The sequence below is a fragment of the Micromonospora sp. DT31 genome (assembly GCF_049841795.1).
In the GTDB taxonomy this organism is placed as follows: Bacteria; Actinomycetota; Actinomycetes; order Mycobacteriales; family Micromonosporaceae; genus Micromonospora.
Genome location: NZ_JBNCKZ010000007.1, coordinates 47641 through 66687, shown reverse-complemented (window position 1 = coordinate 66687; position 19047 = coordinate 47641). Strand labels below are relative to the sequence as shown.

The following is a 19047-nucleotide window of genomic DNA, read 5'->3' as shown; positions in this document are numbered from 1 at the left end:
ATGCGGCCTGCCTGGTGGGGTGGGGGTGACTACGCTGACCGCATGGCTGCCATCCCGCCCGGCGGAGCCCTGCCGCCGCCGCCCTCGCCCGCCGCCCCGCCGCCCGGAGCGCCGGCGCCCCGGATGCCGCTGCGTCGGCCCGGCTGGCGGCGTTTCCTGGTGCTGGCCGGGGTGGTGCTGCTGATCGCGGCCGGTGCGTTGTTCATGGTCTTCACGCTCGGCGAGAGCCTGGGCGCGGACGCGCTGCTGGTGGGCCTGATCGCCGCGATCCTGCCGGTGCCGGTGCTGGTGTCCTGCTTCCTCTGGCTCGACCGCTACGAACCCGAACCACTGAAATACCTGGTCTTCTGCTTCGCCTGGGGCGCCTTCGTCTCCACCGCCATCTCGCTGCTGGTGAACGAGACGGGCGCGAAGCTGTTCGACGACTGGGGGCTGCCGACCGCGCTGACCGCGGTGCTGGTCGCACCGTTCATCGAGGAGCTGACGAAGGCGGCCGGGCCCATCCTGCTGCTGATCTTCCGGCGGCGGGAGTTCTCCGGGATCACCGACGGCCTGGTCTACTGCGGGCTCTCCGCGGTCGGCTTCGCCATGGTCGAGAACATCCTCTACCTGGGCGGGTACGGCTACCGCACGGGCGTCGAGCAGTACGGCCCGGCCACCGGCGCGCAACAGGTCATCGCGATCTTCATCGTCCGGATCCTGGTGTTCGGTTTCGCCCACCCGCTGTTCACCTCGATGACCGGCGTCGGACTGGGCCTTGCCGCCCGGACCGCCGACCGGCGGGTCCGGTTCCTTGCCCCGCTCGCCGGCCTGCTGCTGGCGATGATCCTGCACGGCACGTGGAACCTCCTGCCCACGCTGGCCCAGGCCACCGGGCAGACGGTGATCGTGCTCTACGGCTACGTCGGCGTGATGGTGCCGATCTTCTTCGCCATGGTGGGCCTGGCCGTCTGGCTGCGGGCGTGGGAGGGGCGGCTCACCGAGCGCACGCTGCCCGACTACGTGCGGGCGGGCTGGCTCACCCCGCCCGAGGTGGCCGCGCTGGGCAGCCTGGGCCGGCGGCACGCGGCCCGCACCTGGGCCCGGCGGGTCGCCGGGGACGCCGGGGTGCGCGCGATGCGCCGCTACCAGTTCGCCGCGACCCGGCTGGCGCTGTTGCGTGACGGGATGCGCCGTGGCCTGGACCGCAAGCCCGCCGAACGGGAGCAGGCGGCCCGGGAGGAACGGGAGTTGCTGGACGCGATCGCCGCGTACCGGACGTTCTTCGTGGGTCGCGATCCGCAGGCGCCGGTCGGGATCTGGGACGGTCAGCGCTACCACCTGCGGTTCCCGGACGGGTCGCAGCGTCCGGTCGAGGCGCCGGACGACCCGGTGGTGCCGATCCCGGTGGTCCTGGCCCCACCGCCGCCCGCCCCGGTCGGCTGGCACCAGCCGGCTGGAGGCTGGCACCAACCGCCCAGCCCTTGGCACCGGTGACGCCCGCGCCCGGGGCGCGCATCCGGCCGGCTCGGTCCTTGCAGGCGGGGACGGTCAGCTCATCAGGCCGGTCAGGAAGTCGCCGAGCCCCTGGGCGATGGCCATCAGCGCGACCCCGATGCCCTTGAACAGCTGCGCCGCCCCGTCCGGGCGGAACGCCATGAAGTAGATCAGGAACGCGAGCAGTCCCCAGGCGAGGATCTTCTTGATCACTACCGGCATGTTCCCTCCCCAGGGCGCTGAGGTGCCTGGGCTTCCCGCCGGAGGGCGCGGCAAACGGCGCGGCCGCGACGGCTACAGGTAGAGGCCGGTGGAACCGGCGGCGGCGCTCTCCACCCGTTCGGCGGCCACCGCGTGCACGTCGCGCTCCCGCAGCAGCACGTAGGCCCGGCCGTGCAGCTCGACCTCGGAACGGTCGTCCGGGTCGAAGAGCACCCGGTCGCCGGCTACGACGGCCCGGACGTTCGGCCCGACACCGACGGTGGTTGCCCACGCCAGGCGCTTGCCCACGGCGGCGGTCGCGGGGATCACGATGCCCGCCGTGGAGCGGCGTTCCCCCTCGCTGCCCTCGGTACGCACCAGGACGCGGTCGTGCAGCAGGCGGATCGGCAGCCCGGCGTCGAGACTCTGGTCGGCGGTCACGCGAAGACGCTACCGCGTGCGGTCGCGTCGAGCCCGCCGTGGTTGGCGGGAGCGCCGGCCGGGCAATGTGTGGAGGTGTCGCCCTAGGGTTGGGCGGACGGACTATCCTGTGCCCCCTGTGACCTGATGGGGCCGACTTGCCGGAGGTGCGCTTGAGCCGCTTCGAGCGGATGCGCGGGCGGCTCCGCCGCGCGTACGAGTCGGGCCGCGAGACCGCCCGGTCCCGCCAGGTCGATCCGGAGAGCGCGCCGGGCGGGGCGGGCGTGGCCTCGCCCGTCTCACCGGGGCCGGTGGCGGCGCCGGAGGCGACCGTGGTGGGTGCCGAGGCGCCGGCCGCGATGCATTCGTCGACCGTCAGCCGCGACGACACGGAGGTGCCGCACGCGCTGCGCATCAGCGCCGCGTGGTGCTGGCGGCTGATCGTGATCGGCATCGTGACCTGGGCCCTGATCAAGATAATCGGCACGATCAGCATCGTGATCATCCCGCTGGCCGTGGCGCTGCTGCTCTCCGCGCTGCTCGCTCCGGCGGTCGGTTGGCTGCTCCGGGCCCGGCTGCCCCGCTCGCTTGCCACCGCCGTGGTGCTGGTCGGTGGCCTGGCCGCGGTGGTCGGCACGCTGACCCTCGTGGTGAACGAGTTCATCAAGGGCGTGCCGGAGCTCAGCGAGAAGTCCTCCGAGGGCGTCCGGCAGATCCAGGACTGGTTCAAGACCGGGCCGCTGCACCTGTCCGACAGCCAGCTCGACCGCTACATCAACGACGCGCAGAACTGGATCAACGGCAACACGGAACGGTTCACCAGCGGCGCGCTCAGCACCGCGACCACGCTCGCCGAGGTGCTCACCGGCGCCGTGCTGGTGCTCTTCGCCACGTTCTTCTTCCTCCGTGACGGCAACAACATCTGGCGGTTCCTGGTCCGGTTGCTGCCGGTCGCCGCGCGGTGGAAGGTCGACGACGCCGGCCGGGCCTCCTGGGCGACGCTCGGCGCGTACGTACGGGCCACCGTGCTCGTCGCGTTCATCGACGCGGTCGGCATCGGCATCTTCCTGGTGCTGTTCGACATCCCGTTCGCGTTCCCGCTGGCCGCGCTGGTGTTCCTGGGCGCGTTCATCCCGATCGTCGGCGCGTTCCTGTCCGGCGTGGTGGCGGTGCTGGTGGCGCTTGTCGACAGCGGCCCGGGCATCGCCCTGGTGATCCTCGCCGCGGTGGTCGGCGTGCAGCAGATCGAGGGCCACGTCCTCCAGCCGCTGATCATGGGCCGGGCGGTGGCCATCCACCCGCTTGCCGTGATCATCGGCATCGCCGCCGGTGTGGTGCTGGCCGGCATCGCCGGCGCGCTGGTGGCCGTGCCGCTGATCGCCGTGTTCAACACGGCGGTCCGGCGGCTCGCCGCGCGTACCGTGCCGGACACCCCACCGGACGCGGTGGTCGTCGCCTCCCAGGCACCCTGACCCGTCCGCCGACGCCCGCGTCACCCCGCCCGGGGAGGCGCGGGCGTCAGCTCTTGGCGAGCCGTTCCAAGGCGCCCCGGGCCACTTCGGGCCGAGTGGTGTACCAGAACGGCGGCAGTGAACGACGCAGGAACGGGCCGTACCCGCGGGCCGTCTCCAACCGCGAGTCGAGCACCGCCACCACACCCCGGTCCCCGGTCGCCCGGATCAGCCGGCCGACGCCCTGGGCCAGCCGGACCGCCGCGATCGGCACGCTCACCGACGCGAAACCGGAACCGCCGCCCGCGTCCACCGCCGCCGCCCGGGCCGCCGCGAGCGGCTCGTCGGGGCGGGGGAACGGCAGTCGGTCGATCACCACGAGCTGACAGGCGTCGCCCGGCACGTCCACCCCCTGCCAGAGCGACATCACCCCGAACAGGCAGGTCTCCCGGACCTCGCGGAACCGGCGCACCAGCAGAGGCAGCGACTCCTCGCCCTGGAGCAGCACCGGCAGGTCGGTCCGCGCCCGGACCAGCTCCGCCGCCTGCTGCGCGGCCCGCCGCGACGAGAAGAGCCCGAGGGTACGCCCGCCGAGCGCGCCGACCAGCGCCAGCAACTCCTCACCGGCCGGCCCGGGCAGCCCGGACACGCTGGGGCGGGGAAGGTGCGCGGCGACGTAGAGGATGCCCTGTCGGGCGTAGTCGAACGGGGAACCGACATCGAGCGACCGCCAGCCCGGCCCCTCGGTCGCCGGCACCGTCCCGATGGCCGCCCGGCTGCCCTCGGTGGCGGCCACCGGCGGCGTGACCGTGGACCGACCCGAGGCGGCGGCGGTGGCCAGCGCCGCGGCGGCCGGCGACGGCGGGCTGGGCGGCGGCGCCTCCAACCCGAGCGCCCGGGCCACCGTGTCGAAGCGGCCACCCAACGCCAGCGTCGCCGAGGTGGCGACCACGGTGCGCTCGTCGTAGAGGTGGGTGGCGAGCGTGCCCGCCACCGACAGCGGGGCCACCACGAGCGCCCGGCGGCTGCCGTTGTCCGGCTTCTCCACCCACGCCACGTCGTGGTCGGCCTCCTCCAACAGCCGCTGCGCGGTGGCGGACAGCTCGTCCAGGACCGCCTTGGCCTGCTGCTTGCGTACCGGGTCGGGGTCGTCGGCCTTCACGTCACCGATCGCCTCCAGCGCGGCCCGGGTCGCCGAGTCGAGCAGCGTGCACGCCTCCCGCAGCGCCGGTGGCAGACCGGCGGTGAGCCGGCCGGCCGGCGCCTCGGCCAACCCGACGGCAAGCGCGTCACCGGCCTCGGTGAGCCGGTCGGCCAGGTCCGGCCGCAGCAGCGGCCGGGCCCGCCGGGTGGACCTGTCGATCAGCTCCGGCACCAGTTCGGCCTGGGCCGCCGAGGAGACCCGGTCGGCCAGCTCGTGCGCCTCGTCCACCACCAGCAGCCGGTGCGGCGGCACGATGTGCCGCCCGGCGAGCATGTCCACGGCCAGCAGGCTGTGGTTGGTCACCACGATGTCCGCCTCCCGGGCGCGGGCCCGGGACGCCTCGGCGAAGCACTCCGCGCCGAACGGGCAGCGGCTCGCGCCGACACACTCCCGGGCCGGCATCGAGACGGTGCGCCACACCTGGTCCTCGACGCCCGGATCCAACTCGTCACGGTCGCCGGTGGCGGTCTCCTCGGCCCAGTCACGCAGCCGCTGGACCTGCTTGCCCAGCCGGCCCGCCTCACCCAGCCACTTCGTGCCCCCGCCGGGCCGCGGCGTGTCGAACAGCGTGTCGTCCGGCTCGTCCTCCACCGAATTGTCCAGGCGGGCCAGGCACAGATAGTGGTGGCGTCCCTTCAGCACGGCGAAGGTGGGGCGGCGGCCCAGCACCGGCTCGACCGCGTCGGCCAGCCGGGGCAGGTCGTGGTCCACGAGTTGCGACTGCAACGCCAGCGTGGCGGTGGAGACCACCACCGGGCCGTCCACCGTCAACGCCGGCGTCAGGTAGGCCAGGGACTTGCCGGTGCCGGTACCGGCCTGCACCAGCAGGTGCTCGCGGGTGGTGATGCTCCGCTCGATCGCCTCGGCCATCTGCTCCTGCCCTGGCCGGGTCGCGCCACCGGGGACCGCGCCCACCGCGGCGGCCAGCAACTCACCCGCACCCGGGCGACCGGCCCGGCGCTTCTTCGGGACAGCGGGGCCGGTGGCGGTGCGGGGCGGGGTCACCGTGCGACCGTACCCGCCGGCACCGACGGGGGTCCCGCCGCTGGCCCCGCGTGGCGTACCGGCGGGTCGCGTCCGGTTACCTGCCGATCGCGTGGCGTGGCCGGAATCGGTTAGGGTGCCAGGCATGCCGAGCGACGTGGTCCGCGTGATCTACCGCAAGTACGACGGCAGCGCCCACCGCGACTACCCGGCCCGCCGGCTCGCCGAGGACGACCTCGGCGTGTGGCTCGGCGTGCCCGCCGGCACCGCGTCGGTCTACCACGGCCGGCCCTCGGTAGAGCAGATCCCGTTCGTCCTGCTGGTGCCCCACCACGGCTGGTGGACCGGCATGTTCAACCCCCCGCCGCGCACCAGCGAGGTCTACTGCGACATCGCCACCCCGGCGCGCTGGGACGGCGACGAGACGGTCCACCTGATCGACCTCGACCTGGACGTGGTCCGCCGCCGGGAGACCGGCCTCGTCGAACTGCGCGACGAGGACGAGTTCGCCGAACACCGGGCCCGGTGGCGCTACCCGGACGACGTCGTCGTCGAGGCCGAGGCCGCCGCGCGCTGGCTGCTCGGCGCGCTGGGCGACGGCACGGAGCCGTTCGCCACGTCGTACCGGAAGTGGTTGGCGCTCGTGGTCTGAGCCGGCTACCAGCGGGGTGGCCAGCCGGCGTCCGCGTCCAGCGGCGGCAGGTCGCCCACCTTCTCCGGGTTGAGCTGGTTGAACACGCCGGTGATCCGTCCGTCGTGCACGGCGAACGAGGTAACCATGTGGATGGTCCGCCCGTCCCGGAACGGCAGGTCCGCCTGCCAGCCCAGCGTGCCGTCCACAAGCACCGGACGGGACCGCAGCCCGCCCCGCCGCGCGGCCTGACCGAACAGGCCGAGCAGGAGGCGGCCGGCCGCCTCGGCGCCGACCACCGGGTGGCGGCCCGCCGGGAAGTGGCCGCCCGCGTCGCCGATCGCCACCACGCCGGGCGCCAGCACCTGCACCAACTGCTCCAGCTCACCCGACTCGACCGCCGCCACGAACGCGGTGAGCACCCGCCGCTGCTCGGCGAGATCGGCGCTGTGCCGAGGCGCGTCCGGGCCGTGCACCGCCCGGCGGGCCCGGGACGCCAGCTGACGCGCCGCGTCCGGCGTCACGGCGAGCACGTCCGCGACCACGGGGAACGGCACCGCGAACACGTCGTGCAGCACGAATGCCACCCGCTGCTCCGGCGTCAACCGTTCCAGCACGACCAGCAGCGCCGTGCCCACCTGATCGGCCCGGACCGCCCGCTCGGCCGGGTCGGGGGCGAACCCGTCCGCCGACGGCAGGTCGGCCACCACCGGCTCCGGCAACCACTGACCCGGGTATGCCTCCCGGCGCACCCGGGCGGAGCGGAGCACGTCCAGGCAGATCCGGGAGCAGGTGGTGGTCAACCAGCCGCGCAGGTCGCGGATGCCGGCCCGCCGATCCGGGTCACCGAGCGCGGTGGAGCAGCGCAACCAGGTCTCCTGCACCGCGTCCTCGGCCTCGCTGCGACTGCCCAGCATGCGCCGGGCGACCGCGAGGAGGTGCCGCCGCTCCGCCTCGAACTCCCCCGCCAGCTCGTCCACAGGTCCATTCTCACCCGCCCCACCGCCCTCGGCTGCCCCACCCACGCGTCCTCCGCGGCGCGATCGTGGTGCGCGAATGCCCCTCGGGTGGTCGTCCCGTACCACGCTCACCGGCCGGTTGGACATAAGCGTATGTAAGGGGAGTTGCGGGCAGGGTTTGCCCGCGATGACGGCCGGGGGGTGAGGATCGGGGGATGAGTGACGTGGTGGGGCCCGAGGGCGGGCAGATGCGCAAGTTGCTGCGGGTGGGGCCGGGGCCGGTGGACCTGGCGGCGATCGATCCCCGGTCGACGCCGGGGCTGCCGGCGGCGGCCGGGCGCGGGCCGGCGCGCAAGGAGTGGGCACGCGCCCAGGTGGAGGCGCTCGGCGCGGAGTTGGGCCGCCAGCAGGAGATGTTGTACGCCAACGCCCAGAGCGCGGCCGGGCCGGGGAGCGCCACGAGTGAACCCAGCCATGCCGACGCCGGGCTGGGCGGCGACCGTCGGCACCGGGTGCTGCTGGTGCTCCAGGCGATGGACTGCGGTGGCAAGGACGGCACCGTCAAGCGGGTGGCCGGCGCGATGAATCCGCTGGGGCTGCACATCCGCTCGTTCGGGCCGCCGACTGAGGAGGAGCTGCGGCACGACTTCCTGTGGCGCATCAGGCGGGCCCTGCCGCCGCCCGGGTACGTGGGGGTGTTCAACCGCTCACACTACGAGGACGTGCTCATCGGCCGGGTGGAAGGGCTCGTCGACGAGGCCACCTGGCGGTCCCGCTACGCGACCATCAACGACTTCGAGCGGGAGCTGACCGGGCAGGGGGTCACCGTGGTCAAGGTGCTGTTGCACATCTCGTACGCCGAGCAGGGTGAGCGCCTGGCGGAACGGCTCACCGACCCGACGAAGTACTGGAAGTACGACCCGAGCGACCTGGACACCCGGGACCGGTGGGACGACTACCAGGCGGCGTACGCCGAGGCGTTGCAGCGGTGCGACAGCGACGCCGCGCCCTGGTTCGTGGTGCCGGCGGACCGCAAGTGGTACCGGGACTGGGCGGTGGCCCACCTGCTGCGGGAGACGTTCGACCGGCTCGATCTGGGGTATCCGGCTGCCGATTTCGACGTCGAACGGGAACGGGCGCGGCTGCAGGGGCAGATGGGAAGTGGTCAGGTGAACGGCAGGTGAACGAGCGGTGAATCGGGTCTGACCAGGGGTGGGTCGGCCGATGCTCGGTTCGGCGGGGTCCCTAGCATGCCCAGAGCAGGCGCCACCGAGGCGACGGCCACCCTTCCACCGACACGACGAGGTCCGTGCTGTGAAGTTTTCCTTCCGTCCCACCGAGGGCGCCTTCTACGAGCTCTTCACCAGGGCAGCGCAGAACCTGGTGAAGGGGACGGCGCTGCTCAACGAGTTGGGCCTGCCCGACTCCGACGTGCAGTCGATCAGCGAGCGGCTGACCGACATCGAGCACGACAGCGACCAGATCACCCACGAGCTGTACAAGAAGATCAACTCGACCTTCATCACGCCGTTCGACCGGGAGGACATCTACCGGCTGGGCTCGCTGCTCGACGACGTGATGGACCACCTCGAGGCGGTCGGGAACCTGCTCTACCTGTACGGCCTGACCAAGCTCCCGGCCCTGCCGCGCGAGCTGCACGAACTGGTCAACGTGCTCGACCTGCAGGCCAAGCTCACGGCCGACGCGATGCCCCGGCTGAAGTCGATGAAGGATCTCGAGGACTACTGGATCGAGTGCAACCGACTGGAGAACGACGGCGACCAGGCGTACCGGATGCTGCTGGTCCGCCTCTTCTCCGGCGAGTACGACGCGCTCACCGTGCTGAAGATGAAGGAGGTCGCCGACGAGCTGGAGGCCGCGTGTGACGCCTTCGAGCACGTCGCGAACACCGTCGAGACCATCGCGGTCAAGGAGTCCTGACCCCGTGACCGTGACACCGGAACTCATCGCCGTGATGGCGGTGATCGCGGTCGCCATGGCGTTCGACTACACGAACGGCTTCCACGACGCGGCCAACGCGATCGCCACCAGCGTCTCGACCCGGGCGCTGACCCCCCGGATCGCCCTCGGGCTGGCCGCCGTCGGCAACTTCATCGGCGCGCACTTCGGCGCCGGGGTGGCCAAGACGGTCGGCGACGGGCTGGTGACGTTGCCGACCGGAGTGGAAAGCCTCGGCGTGGTCTTCGCCGGGGTGCTCGGCGCGATCGCCTGGAACCTGATCACCTGGTACTTCGGCCTGCCGTCGTCCTCCTCGCACGCCCTCTTCGGTGGCCTGGTCGGCGCGACCCTGTTCGCCGCCGACGGCATCGTCCAGTGGGCCACCATCATCGAGAAGATCCTCATCCCGATGGTGGTCTCGCCTGTGGTCGGCCTGATACTCGGGTTCCTGATGATGCTGGCGATCATGTGGCTGTTCCGGAAGGGGCAGCCGGGCCGGCTCAACCGTGGCTTCCGCTGGGCGCAGACCGTGTCCGCCGCCGCCATGTCCGTCGGCCACGGCATGCAGGACGCCGCCAAGACCATGGGCATCATCGTGCTGGCGCTCTACACCGGCGGTTTCCAGGAGAGCAAGACCCACATTCCGGGCTGGGTCTTCTGGACCTCGGCGGCGATGCTGGCCGCCGGCACGTACGCGGGCGGCTGGCGGATCATCCGAACGCTCGGCCGGAAGATCATCGACCTGGGCCCGGCCGAGGGATTCGCGGCCGAGACCGTGGCCAGCGCGGTGCTCTACTTCAACGCGCTCGTGCTCAAGGCCCCGATCTCCACCACGCACACGATCACCTCGGCGATCATGGGCGTCGGCTCGACGAAACGGCTCTCCGCGGTCCGCTGGAACGTGGCCGGCAACATCGTGATCGCCTGGGTCATCACCTTCCCGGCCGCCGCGGCCATCGCCTGCCTCGCGTACCTGCTGGTTCGTCCCCTGTTCTGAGTGCGCGGACGCCGAGGGGTCCCCCGCCGTGGCGGAGGACCCCTCACGCGTAGGAAACCCCGATCCGGGCCTTGACGTCGTCGAGCAGGCCCATGACCTCAAGCGTGGCGGCGTGCGGCACCAGTGGGCTCTCGGTCAGCCCGACGGCCAGGCAGCGCTGCACCTCGATCGCCTCGTACTGGTAGCCGCCGCCGGTCAGGTCCGCCGCGATGGTCTCCGGCTCGGCGTCGGCCCGGTGCAGCACCGCGTGCGCGGGCCGGAAGAACAGCTCGGGCAGGTCGATCCGGCCGGTCGTGCCGGTGATCGCGGCGGTGATCGCGGTGGCGCCGACCATGCCGCAGCTCAACGTCGCCACCGCACCGGAGTCCCAGCCGAGCACCATGCCGGTGTTCTCGTCCACCGCCTCCGGGGTCAGCTTCGCCCACGCCTGCACGTGCTGTGGCACGCCCAGCACCAGGTGGGCCAGGCTCAACGGATAGACCCCGAGGTCGAGCAGCGCGCCGCCACCGAGCGTCCGGGCCCGCATCCGGTGCTCCGGCGGGAACGGGCCGGCCACCCCGAAGTCCGCCCGTACGTGGGTGACCTCGCCGATCGCGCCGTCCCGGATCAGCTCCAGCACCCGCCGGATCAGCGGGTTGGTCCGCATCCACATGGCCTCCATGAGGAAGAGACCCCGGGCGCGGGCCGTCTCCACCAGGTCGGTGGTGGTCGGCAGGTCCAGCGTGCAGGGCTTCTCCACAAGCACGGCCTTGCCGCCGGCCAGGCACGCCAGCGCCGCCTCGTGGTGCGCGGCGTGCGGGGTGGCCACGTAGATGACGTCCACGTCCGGGTCCGCGGCCAGTTCCGCCCAGGAGGCGTACGCCCGCGGCACGCCGTGCCGGCGCGCGAACCCCTCGGCGCTCTCCCGGGTACGCGAGCCGACCGCCACCAGTTCGGCGTCCGGCACCAGCCGCAGGTCCTCGGCGAAGCGGGCGGCGATCTGTCCGGTGGCGAGAATTCCCCAACGCGTCATGCCCGGCACGCTATCCCGGACGGCGTTACCGCCGGCACGGTGATCCACCCGTCGGGACGGCTCAGGCGCGTCGATCGCGAGGGCGTCGATCGTCGCGTCCGCGTGCCCGTGCCGGGCGGTACGGCGGCGTACCAATGCCGCGTCTTCTCCCGCTTCCGCGCGGCGCGGCAAGCTGACGTCGCTCGACGGTGAACACGCAGCGTGAAGATTGCGCAGCGTGACGGCTGCCGCCTGCCGTTCGTCGAAAACGAGTGCCCAAAAGCGGCCAGGCGGACATAATTCCGCTCTCTTCTGGGCTGGACTGACTGCCTCGCACCGCCTTTGCTCTGCAGCCTCATGCGCACTGCTTACAGAAGGTTGCCGCTGCGGATCTGGCTGCAGAGCAAAGGCGGCGGAGGGTCTCTGTTGGCCGAGACCGAAAACTACCCGTCGTGACCAAGCTGGGCAGTCGCGGAGTGCGGATGCTCGCGTGCGGCGACGTGCACCGCCCTGGCCGCCCTCGCCGTCCTCGCCGCCCCCGGCCGGTCCGCCCGGCGGGAACTAGGCTCGGTGCATGACGATCGACGGCTTCGCCGCACCCCCTGCCCTGGTGGAGCACGCCCGCCGATTCCGGGCCGAGGGCGCCGTCCCGGCCGTGCCCCGGGTCGCCGCCACCGTGCTGCTGCTCCGCCCGGCCGGCGACGGCTTCGAGGTCTACCTGATCCGCCGGGTCGCGGCGATGACGTTCGGCGGCATGTACGCCTTCCCCGGCGGTGGCGTGGACCGCTCCGACTCGCAGGCGCACCTCGGCTGGGCCGGTCCGGACCCGGCGGCCTGGGGGGAGCGCCTCCGGCTCGACCCGGCCGCCGCGCAGGCGGTGGTGTGCGCCGCCGCCCGTGAGGTGTTCGAGGAGGCGGGCGTGCTGCTCGCCGGGCCCGACCCGGACACCGTGGTCGGTGACGTGAGCGGGGACGGCTGGGAGTCGGCCCGGCAGGACCTGGAGGGACGGCGGGTCGGCTTCGCGGACCTGCTGGCCGGGAAGGGCCTGACGCTCCGGTCGGACCTGCTGCTGCCGTGGAGCCGGTGGATCACCCCGGAGTTCGAGCCGCGTCGCTTCGACACGTACTTCTTCTGCGCCCTGCTGCCCGAGGGGCAGCGGACCCGCGACGTCTCCGGCGAGGCCGACCACACGCTGTGGCTGCGCCCGGCGGACGCCCTGACCCGAGTGGAGGCGGGGGAGCTGACCATGCTGCCGCCCACCATGGTCACGCTCGCCGAGGTCGCCGCCGCGGGCGATCTGGGCGACGTGGCCCGCGCCGCGGCGGAGCGCGATCCGGGTACGCCGATCGTGCCCCACATCGACGGCCTGGACGGTGCCGAGCCCCGATTCCGCCTGGCCTGACCTGAACCGGCGGCGCGCCGCGTCGCGCCGAGCCGGCGTTGTTAAGAAGGGGCCCTTCCTCTACCGGAGGCGTTAACAGGGGGCCCTTCCTTACAGCTCAGCCGAAGCGGCCGGTGATGTAGTCCTCGGTCTTCTTCCGGCCCGGGTTGCTGAAGATCTTCTGGGTGTCGTCGTACTCGACGAGGCGGCCCGGGTCGCCGGTCTTCTCGATCGAGAAGAACGCCGTCCGGTCCGACACCCGGGCCGCCTGCTGCATGTTGTGCGTGACGATGATGATGGTGAACCTGTCCTTGAGCTGGAACATCAGATCCTCGATGGCCAGCGTGGAGATCGGGTCCAGCGCCGAGCAGGGCTCGTCCATCAGCACCACCTGCGGCTCGACGGCGATGGTGCGGGCGATGCAGAGCCGCTGCTGCTGACCGCCGGACAGGCCGGCGCCGGGCTTGCCGAGCCGGTCCTTCACCTCGTCCCAGAGGTTCGCCGAGCGCAGCGCCCGCTCGGCCGCCTCCTCCAGGATCGGCTTGCGCCGCACCCCGTTGAGCCGCAGCCCGGCCACCACGTTCTCGAAGATGCTCATGGTGGGGAACGGGTTCGGCCGCTGGAAGACCATGCCGATCATCCGGCGTACCGCGGTGACGTCCACGTCCCGGTGATAGATGTCCTGGTCGTCGATGGTGAGACTGCCCTCTACCCGGGCGCCGGGCAGCACCTCGTGCATCCGGTTGATCGACCGCAGGAAGGTCGACTTGCCGCAGCCCGACGGGCCGATCAGGGCGGTCACCGTCTTCGGCTCGACGGTCAGGTTGATGTTCTCGATCGCCCTGAACCCGCCGTAGTAGGCGGTCACGTTCGTGGCTTCGATGCGCTTGGCCATGGTGGCGGTACCTCCGGGGTTCATCGGCCGAGCTGGTTGCGTCGGGCCAGCAGTTTCGCCGCGACGGTGAGGACGAGGACGAGGACGACCAGGGTCAGCGCCGCGGTCCACGCCCGGGCCGGCGAGTACCTCGACGCCTCGCCCGCCTGCTGGTAGACGAAGAGCGCCAGCGACGACTGGTTGTTCTCGAACGGGTTGAAGTTGATCGCCGCGCCGCCGCCGGCGACGAGTAGAACCGGCGCGGTCTCCCCGGCGGCCCGCGCGATGGCGAGCATGATGCCGGTGACGATGCCGGGCAGCGCGGTGGGCAGCACGACCCGCAGGATGGTCTTCCACTTCGGCACGCCCAGGGCGTACGCGCCCTCGCGCAGTGGCGCCGGCACCAGCCGCAGCATCTCCTCGGTGGAGCGGACCACGGTGGGCAGCATCAGCACGCTCAACGCCAGCGCGGCGGCGAAGCCGGAGAAGCCGGGCCGGCCGTCGTTGAACCAGGGCGACACGATCAGCACCCAGAACGCCAGCACGAACAGGCCGGTGACGATCGACGGGATGCCGGTCATCACGTCCACGAAGAAGCGGATGGTGAACGCGAACCGCCCTCGGCCGTACTCCACGATGTAGATCGCGCAGAGCACGCCGAGCGGCACCGTGATCAGGGTGGCGATGCCGACCTGCTGCAACGTGCCGACGATCGCGTGGTACGCGCCGCCGTTGGCGTCCCGCGACCCGATGTTGTTCATCGAGGTGCCGAAGAAGTTCCCGTCCAACCGCTCGGCGCCCTTGCTGACGAGCGTCCAGACGACCGAGGCCAGCGGTAGCACGGCCAGCACGAACGCGGAGTGGATCAGGGCGCTCCAGGTGCGGTTGCGGGCCGACCGGCGGCCCTCCACCGCGTTCGCCGCGACGAACAGGCCGGCCAGATAGAACAGCGCGCCGACCACCACGACCAGCACCGGGCCGCCGACGGCGAAGCCGTACACCAGGCCGGCCGCGAGCAGCAGCGCCGCGACGGCGATGACGGGCGCGGCGTACGCGGGAAGTCGCCTCGCCCGCAGCGTGGCCGGCTGGGCCGGCGGGCGCGGGCGGCGGGAGGTGAGGGTGGACATCATCAGGCAGCCGACTCCGTGAACTCGCGCCGCCGGTAGATGATCGCGCGGGCGGTGATGTTGACGATCAGCGTGATGGCGAACAAGACCAGGCCGGAGGCGATGAGCGCGCCGCGGCCGGTGTCGTTCGCCTCGGCGAACCGGTTGGCGATGTTCGCGGCGATCGAGTTGCCGCCGCTTTCCAGGATGTTGAACGAGATGGCGTAGGTCGAGCCCAGCGTGAGCGCCAGCGCGATGGTCTCGCCGAGCGCCCGGCCGAGGCCGAGCATCACCGCGGCGATGACCCCGGGCCGCCCGTACGGCAGGACCGCGGTGCGGATCATCTCCCAACGGGTGGCGCCGAGCGCGAGGGCGGCCTCCTCGTTCGCGGTCGGGGTCTGTCGGAACACCTCGCGGGACAGCGAGGTGATGATCGGCAGCACCATGATCGCGAGCACCACGGAGCCGAGCAGGATCGAGTTGCCGTACGGGCCGTCGCCGAAGATCGGGAGCCAGCCGAAGTACGTGTTCAGCCAGGCGGACAGGTCGGCGACCGGCCGGGCGAGGTAGTCCCGGCCCCAGAGCCCGAACACGACGCTCGGCACGGCGGCCAGCAGGTCGATCAGGAAGCCCAGGCCGTTGCCGAGCCGCCGCGGGGCGTAGTGCGACAGGTAGAGGGCGATGCCCAGCGCGACCGGCACCGCCATGAGCAGCGCCAGCAGCGAGCTCAGGACGGTGCCGAAGGCGAGTGCGCCGATGCCGAACTGCGGCGGGTCGTCGTTGGGGAACCAGCCCTCGAAGGTCCAGAACGACTGGGTGTTGGCCCGCAGGGCGGGCACGGCCTCGGCGATCAGGAAGACCGCGATGGCCGCGATGACCACGAGCACGGTGGTGCCGGCGGCCAGGGTCAGGCCGTGGAACGCCCGTTCCGCGCCGAAGGCGCGGGCGCGCGGCAACGCGCCGCCGCCGCCGAGGCCGCCGCCGGGGTCGCCCGGCTTTCCGGAGTGCTCGGACACACGCGCCGGGGCGCCGGCGGGCCGGCCGTGGTTCGTCGCCACGGAGGTCCCGCCGGAGCCGGCGTGCGTCGAGCGCGGAGGGGTGTCACCCATCTGCTGGCTCGCTTCGCGTTGAGGAGGTGTCGATCGGGGTGTCAGGCGAGGCTCTCGACCGCGGCCTCGACCTTGGTGCGGACGGTCTCGGGCAGCGGGGCGTAGCCCAGCTCCACCAGTTCCTTCTGGCCCTCGGCGCTCGCCGCGTGCCCGAGCAGGCCCTTGACCAGCGGCAGCTTGTCGGCGGCGAGGCCCTTGCTGCAGACGATCTCGTAGGTCGCCAGGACGATCGGGTACGCCCCGGCCTCCTTGGTGTTGTAGTCGATCGACATCTTCAGGTCGTTGCCCTGGCCCTCGAAGGTGGCTCCGGCGATGGTCTTGCCGGCCGAGTCGCCGGTCAGCTCGACGAACTCGCCGTTGCCGTTGCGGATCTTCGCCATCGTCAGGTCGGAGTTCTCGGCGTACGACCACTCGACGTAGCTGATGGTGCCGTCGGTGCTCTTGACCTTGCTGGCCACCCCGTCGGACTTGGCCGCGCCGACGCCGCCGGGGGCCTTCCACGCCTTGGAGTTGCCGAGCGTCCAGTCCGCCTCGGCGGTCTTGGCGAGGTACTTGGTGAAGTTGTCGGTGGTGCCCGACTCGTCGGAGCGGTGCACCGCCTGGATCGCGGTCGACGGCAGCTTGGCGTCCGGGTTGTCGGCCTTGATCGCCGGATCGTCCCACTTGGTGACCTTGCCGGCGAAGATCTTCGCCAGGGTGGCCGGGCTGAACTGGAGGTTGTCCACGCCGGCGACGTTGTAGACGACCGCGACCGGGCCGATCACCATCGGCAGGTTGAGCGCCTGGCCGCCGGTGCACTTGGCGTCAGCCTGCGGCTGCTCCTCCGGCTTGAGCGGGGAGTCCGAGCCGGCGAAGTCGGCGGTGCCGGCGATGAACGCCTGGATGCCCGCTCCCGAGCCGCTCGGCTCGTAGTTGATCGTGGTGCCGGAGCACCGCTGCTGGTACGCCTTGATCCACTCGGCCATGGCGTTCTTCTGCGCGGAGGAGCCCTGCGCGTTCAGCGTGCCCGGGGCGCATTCCGCCGCGGCGGCGGAGCCCGCGGCGGCGGACGACTCGTTGTTGTCCGAGCCGCAGGCGCTGAGACCGAGAACCGCGGTAAGAGCGAGGCAGGCGATGGCGCCGTGCCGCTGAAGCTTCACTTGGGGGGTTTCCCTTCACGTCTCTGGTCAGGTCGCCCGGGTTGTCGGGCACCGGCACTGACCGGTTGACACGAAAGGTAGGAGGGCCAGGTGGACGGTTCGCCGGTCGGAAGTGAACGACCGATGAACAGCCTCAAGCGACCAGGTGGCCATGCGCCGAGGAGGGTCTGTCCAGTGCGTGAACGGACCCGGCGACCCCCGGACCGCGCCAGGTCCCGGGCTCAGCCGAGCTGATAGTTGACGTGCGCGGACCAGCGGGCGAACCCGAGCCGCTCGTAGAGCGCCACCGCGCCGCTGTTGCTCTCGTCGACGTAGAGCATCACCCGGTCCAGCCCGCGTCCGTCGCGCAGGTGGGCCAGGCCGGCGGCGGTGAGCGCCCGCCCGAGCCCGCCCCGGTGCGCCGACGGGTCGACGCCCAGCACGTAGACCTCACCCATCGGGGCGGAACCGGGCCGCTCGTGCACCTTGGTCCAGTGGAAGCCGAGCAGTCGGCCCGTCCCGGCGTCCACCGCGAGCAGGAAGCCGGCCGGGTCGAACCACGGCTCGGCGATGCGTACGCGCAGGTCGTCGAGCGTCCACCGGCCCTGCTCGGGGTGCTGGGCGAACGCCGCGTTGTTGACCGCCAGCCAGCTCTCGTCGTCCGCACCGGGCCGGAACGCGCGCAGCCGGACGCCGTCCGGCAGGACCGGCTCGGGGATCGCGGCGGTCAGCGGCCGGCGTAGCTGCCAGAGCACCCGGGCCCGGCTGAAGCCCAGGTCCACCGCGAGCGCGGCGGCCGAGGGGTGGTCGCCGTGCGCCCACGCCCGCAGCGGCCCGGTCGCGGTGGCCACCACGGCCCGGGCCAGTGCCCGGCCGCTGCCCCGGCGCCGGTGCGCCGGATGCACCACCAGTTCCACGCCGATGCCCTCGGCGGGGGCCGTGGTGTCCAGGTGCGCGTACCCGATCAGGCGGCCGTCGCCGGTGCGGGCGGTGAGGTGCGTGGCCGACGCCTGCGGGTCGCGCAGCCGCAGGAGCACGTGCTCGTCGAACGGGTCGGCGCCGTCGGTGTCACCGGCGGTGAGGGCCAGCGCCAGCACGTCGGTCACCTCGGCCGGGGTGAGCCGGTCCGTCCGGGCGATCCGGTCGCCCGGACCGGTCGGGTCGGGTGCGCTGCCACTGGTCGGCTCGGGGCTGCTCATCTGAGCCACGGTAGCGGCCGGCGGGCCGTCGGTCCCGCCGGATCGGTGGCGCCGGTGGTGGCGCGCGTCACGGTGTGTGCGCGGGCAGCGACTCCAGGTCGAACCGGCCCAGCAACTCGGGCAGGAGTTGCTGCAGCGCCTCGACCGTGCCGGAGCGGTCCCCGCCCGCGTCGTGCAGGAGCACGACGGCGCCCGGCCCGAGCTGCGACCGGATCCGCGCCTCGATGGTGAGGGCGCCGGGGGCCCGCCAGTCGGACGGGTCGACGTTCCAGTGCAGGGGCACCAGACCCAGGTCGGCGCAGGCCGACACCACGGCGGGTGTCCAGGCCCCACCGGGCTGGCGGAAGTGGGCGATCCGGGCGTGCGGCGCGGCGGCCAGGATCGCGTCGTTGGTGCGCAGCATGTCGGCTCGGATGAACGCCGGCGCCTGCTGGCCCAGGTCGACGTCGTGGCTCCAGGAGTGGTTGCACAGGGTGTGCCCCTCGGCCGCGATCGCCCGGATCAGGTCCGGGTGGCGCGCGGCGTTCTCGCCCACCACGCAGAACGTGGCCTTCACGCCGTACTGCGCCAGCAGGGTCAGCACCTGTGGCGTCCAGCGGGGGTCGGGGCCGTCGTCGAAGGTCAGCGCCACCCCGGACGTGCCGGTGGCGGTGAGCGTGCCGTACGGGCCGTCGCCGGCCGGCGCGAACGTCTGGGTGTCCGGCGCCGCCTCGTGGCTCGGGCCCGGGGCGGGCGGACGGGTCGCCGGGGCGTCGGGTGGCTGGTTGGCGTGGCGCGGGTCGGTGCCGGGCGCGGTGACCCCGGCATTCGACGGGTGCTGGTCCGGCACCAGGCCGCGACCCAGCGCGTATCCGGCGGCCAGCAGTGCGGCGAGCGCCACCGTCACGATCGCGGTCGCGGTCAGCGTCGCGCGCGGCATCATCGGTGCCGCCCGTTGTTCGCCCCCGTGTGCCCCTGCGCCCGCACCGTGGTCCCCCTTCGCCCGAC

At 72.6% G+C, this 19047-nt stretch carries 17 protein-coding genes and 2 pseudogenes; 7 read left to right on the top strand and 12 right to left on the bottom strand.

Going from position 1 to position 19047, the window contains the following annotated elements; all coding sequences use genetic code 11:
* On the top strand, positions 1-1476 hold the full coding sequence (locus tag ACLQ2X_RS14130) for a PrsW family intramembrane metalloprotease (protein WP_425681457.1): 1476 nt from the start codon (positions 1-3) through the stop codon (positions 1474-1476).
* A gap of 54 nt (positions 1477-1530) precedes the next feature.
* Here ACLQ2X_RS14130 and ACLQ2X_RS14125 read toward each other — a convergent pair whose 3' ends face one another.
* Both ACLQ2X_RS14125 and ACLQ2X_RS14120 read right to left on the bottom strand, forming a co-directional pair.
* Complete coding sequence (locus tag ACLQ2X_RS14125; RefSeq protein ID WP_425681456.1) at positions 1531-1698, bottom strand: hypothetical protein; 168 nt, start codon at positions 1696-1698, stop codon at positions 1531-1533.
* A 72-nt stretch (positions 1699-1770) separates the two neighbouring features.
* Positions 1771-2118: a GroES family chaperonin gene (locus tag ACLQ2X_RS14120; protein WP_425681455.1), complete on the bottom strand. Its 348-nt coding sequence runs from the start codon at positions 2116-2118 to the stop codon at positions 1771-1773.
* A gap of 170 nt (positions 2119-2288) precedes the next feature.
* Here ACLQ2X_RS14120 and ACLQ2X_RS14115 point away from each other — a divergent pair, with 170 nt between their 5' ends.
* Positions 2289-3569: an AI-2E family transporter gene (locus tag ACLQ2X_RS14115; protein ID WP_425681684.1), complete on the top strand. Its 1281-nt coding sequence runs from the start codon at positions 2289-2291 to the stop codon at positions 3567-3569.
* 46 nt (positions 3570-3615) lie between these two features.
* Here the strand turns inward: ACLQ2X_RS14115 and ACLQ2X_RS14110 are convergent.
* Both ACLQ2X_RS14110 and ACLQ2X_RS14105 read right to left on the bottom strand, forming a co-directional pair.
* Positions 3616-4302, bottom strand: a pseudogene (locus ACLQ2X_RS14110) (ATP-dependent DNA helicase); the annotation flags it as partial.
* Between the two features lie 120 nt (positions 4303-4422).
* Positions 4423-5757 (bottom strand): annotated as a pseudogene (locus tag ACLQ2X_RS14105) (ATP-dependent DNA helicase); the annotation flags it as partial.
* Between the two features lie 124 nt (positions 5758-5881).
* On the opposite strand from ACLQ2X_RS14105, the gene ACLQ2X_RS14100 reads away from it, so the two are divergent.
* Positions 5882-6388, top strand: a complete 507-nt coding sequence (locus tag ACLQ2X_RS14100; protein WP_425681454.1) for a DUF402 domain-containing protein — start codon at positions 5882-5884, stop codon at positions 6386-6388.
* 5 nt (positions 6389-6393) lie between these two features.
* Here ACLQ2X_RS14100 and sigJ read toward each other — a convergent pair whose 3' ends face one another.
* On the bottom strand, positions 6394-7347 hold the full coding sequence (gene sigJ, locus ACLQ2X_RS14095; RefSeq protein ID WP_425681453.1) for an RNA polymerase sigma factor SigJ: 954 nt from the start codon (positions 7345-7347) through the stop codon (positions 6394-6396).
* 194 nt (positions 7348-7541) lie between these two features.
* Between sigJ and ACLQ2X_RS14090 the strand changes: the two genes are divergently transcribed.
* The 3 genes from ACLQ2X_RS14090 (at position 7542) to ACLQ2X_RS14080 (ending at position 10282) form a co-directional block, all read left to right on the top strand.
* Positions 7542-8510: a PPK2 family polyphosphate kinase gene (locus ACLQ2X_RS14090; RefSeq protein WP_425681452.1), complete on the top strand. Its 969-nt coding sequence runs from the start codon at positions 7542-7544 to the stop codon at positions 8508-8510.
* Positions 8511-8640: 130 nt separating this feature from the next.
* The gene (locus ACLQ2X_RS14085; RefSeq protein ID WP_425681451.1) at positions 8641-9267 is read left to right on the top strand and encodes a DUF47 domain-containing protein; all 627 of its coding nucleotides are present in this window, start codon (positions 8641-8643) and stop codon (positions 9265-9267) included.
* A 10-nt stretch (positions 9268-9277) separates the two neighbouring features.
* The gene (locus ACLQ2X_RS14080) at positions 9278-10282 is read left to right on the top strand and encodes an anion permease (protein ID WP_425681683.1); all 1005 of its coding nucleotides are present in this window, start codon (positions 9278-9280) and stop codon (positions 10280-10282) included.
* A gap of 43 nt (positions 10283-10325) precedes the next feature.
* On the opposite strand, the gene ACLQ2X_RS14075 is transcribed toward ACLQ2X_RS14080, so the two are convergent.
* A complete protein-coding gene (locus ACLQ2X_RS14075; RefSeq protein ID WP_425681450.1) occupies positions 10326-11294 on the bottom strand; it encodes a Gfo/Idh/MocA family protein in 969 nt (322 codons plus the stop codon).
* Positions 11295-11847: 553 nt separating this feature from the next.
* Here ACLQ2X_RS14075 and ACLQ2X_RS14070 point away from each other — a divergent pair.
* Entirely contained in the window at positions 11848-12675 is an 828-nt protein-coding gene (locus ACLQ2X_RS14070; RefSeq protein WP_425681449.1) for an NUDIX hydrolase, read from the top strand.
* Positions 12676-12772: 97 nt separating this feature from the next.
* Here ACLQ2X_RS14070 and pstB read toward each other — a convergent pair whose 3' ends face one another.
* The 6 genes from pstB to ACLQ2X_RS14040 all read right to left on the bottom strand — a co-directional run bounded on the left by pstB (position 12773) and on the right by ACLQ2X_RS14040 (position 18979).
* Positions 12773-13549: a phosphate ABC transporter ATP-binding protein PstB gene (gene pstB / locus ACLQ2X_RS14065; RefSeq protein ID WP_425681448.1), complete on the bottom strand. Its 777-nt coding sequence runs from the start codon at positions 13547-13549 to the stop codon at positions 12773-12775.
* A 20-nt stretch (positions 13550-13569) separates the two neighbouring features.
* Complete coding sequence (pstA, locus tag ACLQ2X_RS14060) at positions 13570-14658, bottom strand: phosphate ABC transporter permease PstA (protein WP_425681447.1); 1089 nt, start codon at positions 14656-14658, stop codon at positions 13570-13572.
* Positions 14658-15743 carry a phosphate ABC transporter permease subunit PstC gene (gene pstC / locus ACLQ2X_RS14055; RefSeq protein ID WP_425681446.1) on the bottom strand — a complete coding sequence of 362 codons (1086 nt, stop codon included), beginning with the start codon at positions 15741-15743 and terminating at the stop codon, positions 14658-14660. Before pstC ends, pstA begins: the two co-directional genes overlap by 1 nt.
* 41 nt (positions 15744-15784) lie before the next feature.
* Complete coding sequence (gene pstS / locus ACLQ2X_RS14050; protein WP_425681445.1) at positions 15785-16882, bottom strand: phosphate ABC transporter substrate-binding protein PstS; 1098 nt, start codon at positions 16880-16882, stop codon at positions 15785-15787.
* Between the two features lie 221 nt (positions 16883-17103).
* Positions 17104-18060, bottom strand: a complete 957-nt coding sequence (gene mshD / locus ACLQ2X_RS14045; protein WP_425681444.1) for a mycothiol synthase — start codon at positions 18058-18060, stop codon at positions 17104-17106.
* A 67-nt stretch (positions 18061-18127) separates the two neighbouring features.
* Entirely contained in the window at positions 18128-18979 is an 852-nt protein-coding gene (locus tag ACLQ2X_RS14040; RefSeq protein ID WP_425681682.1) for a polysaccharide deacetylase family protein, read from the bottom strand.
* Positions 18980-19047 lie beyond the last annotated feature (68 nt).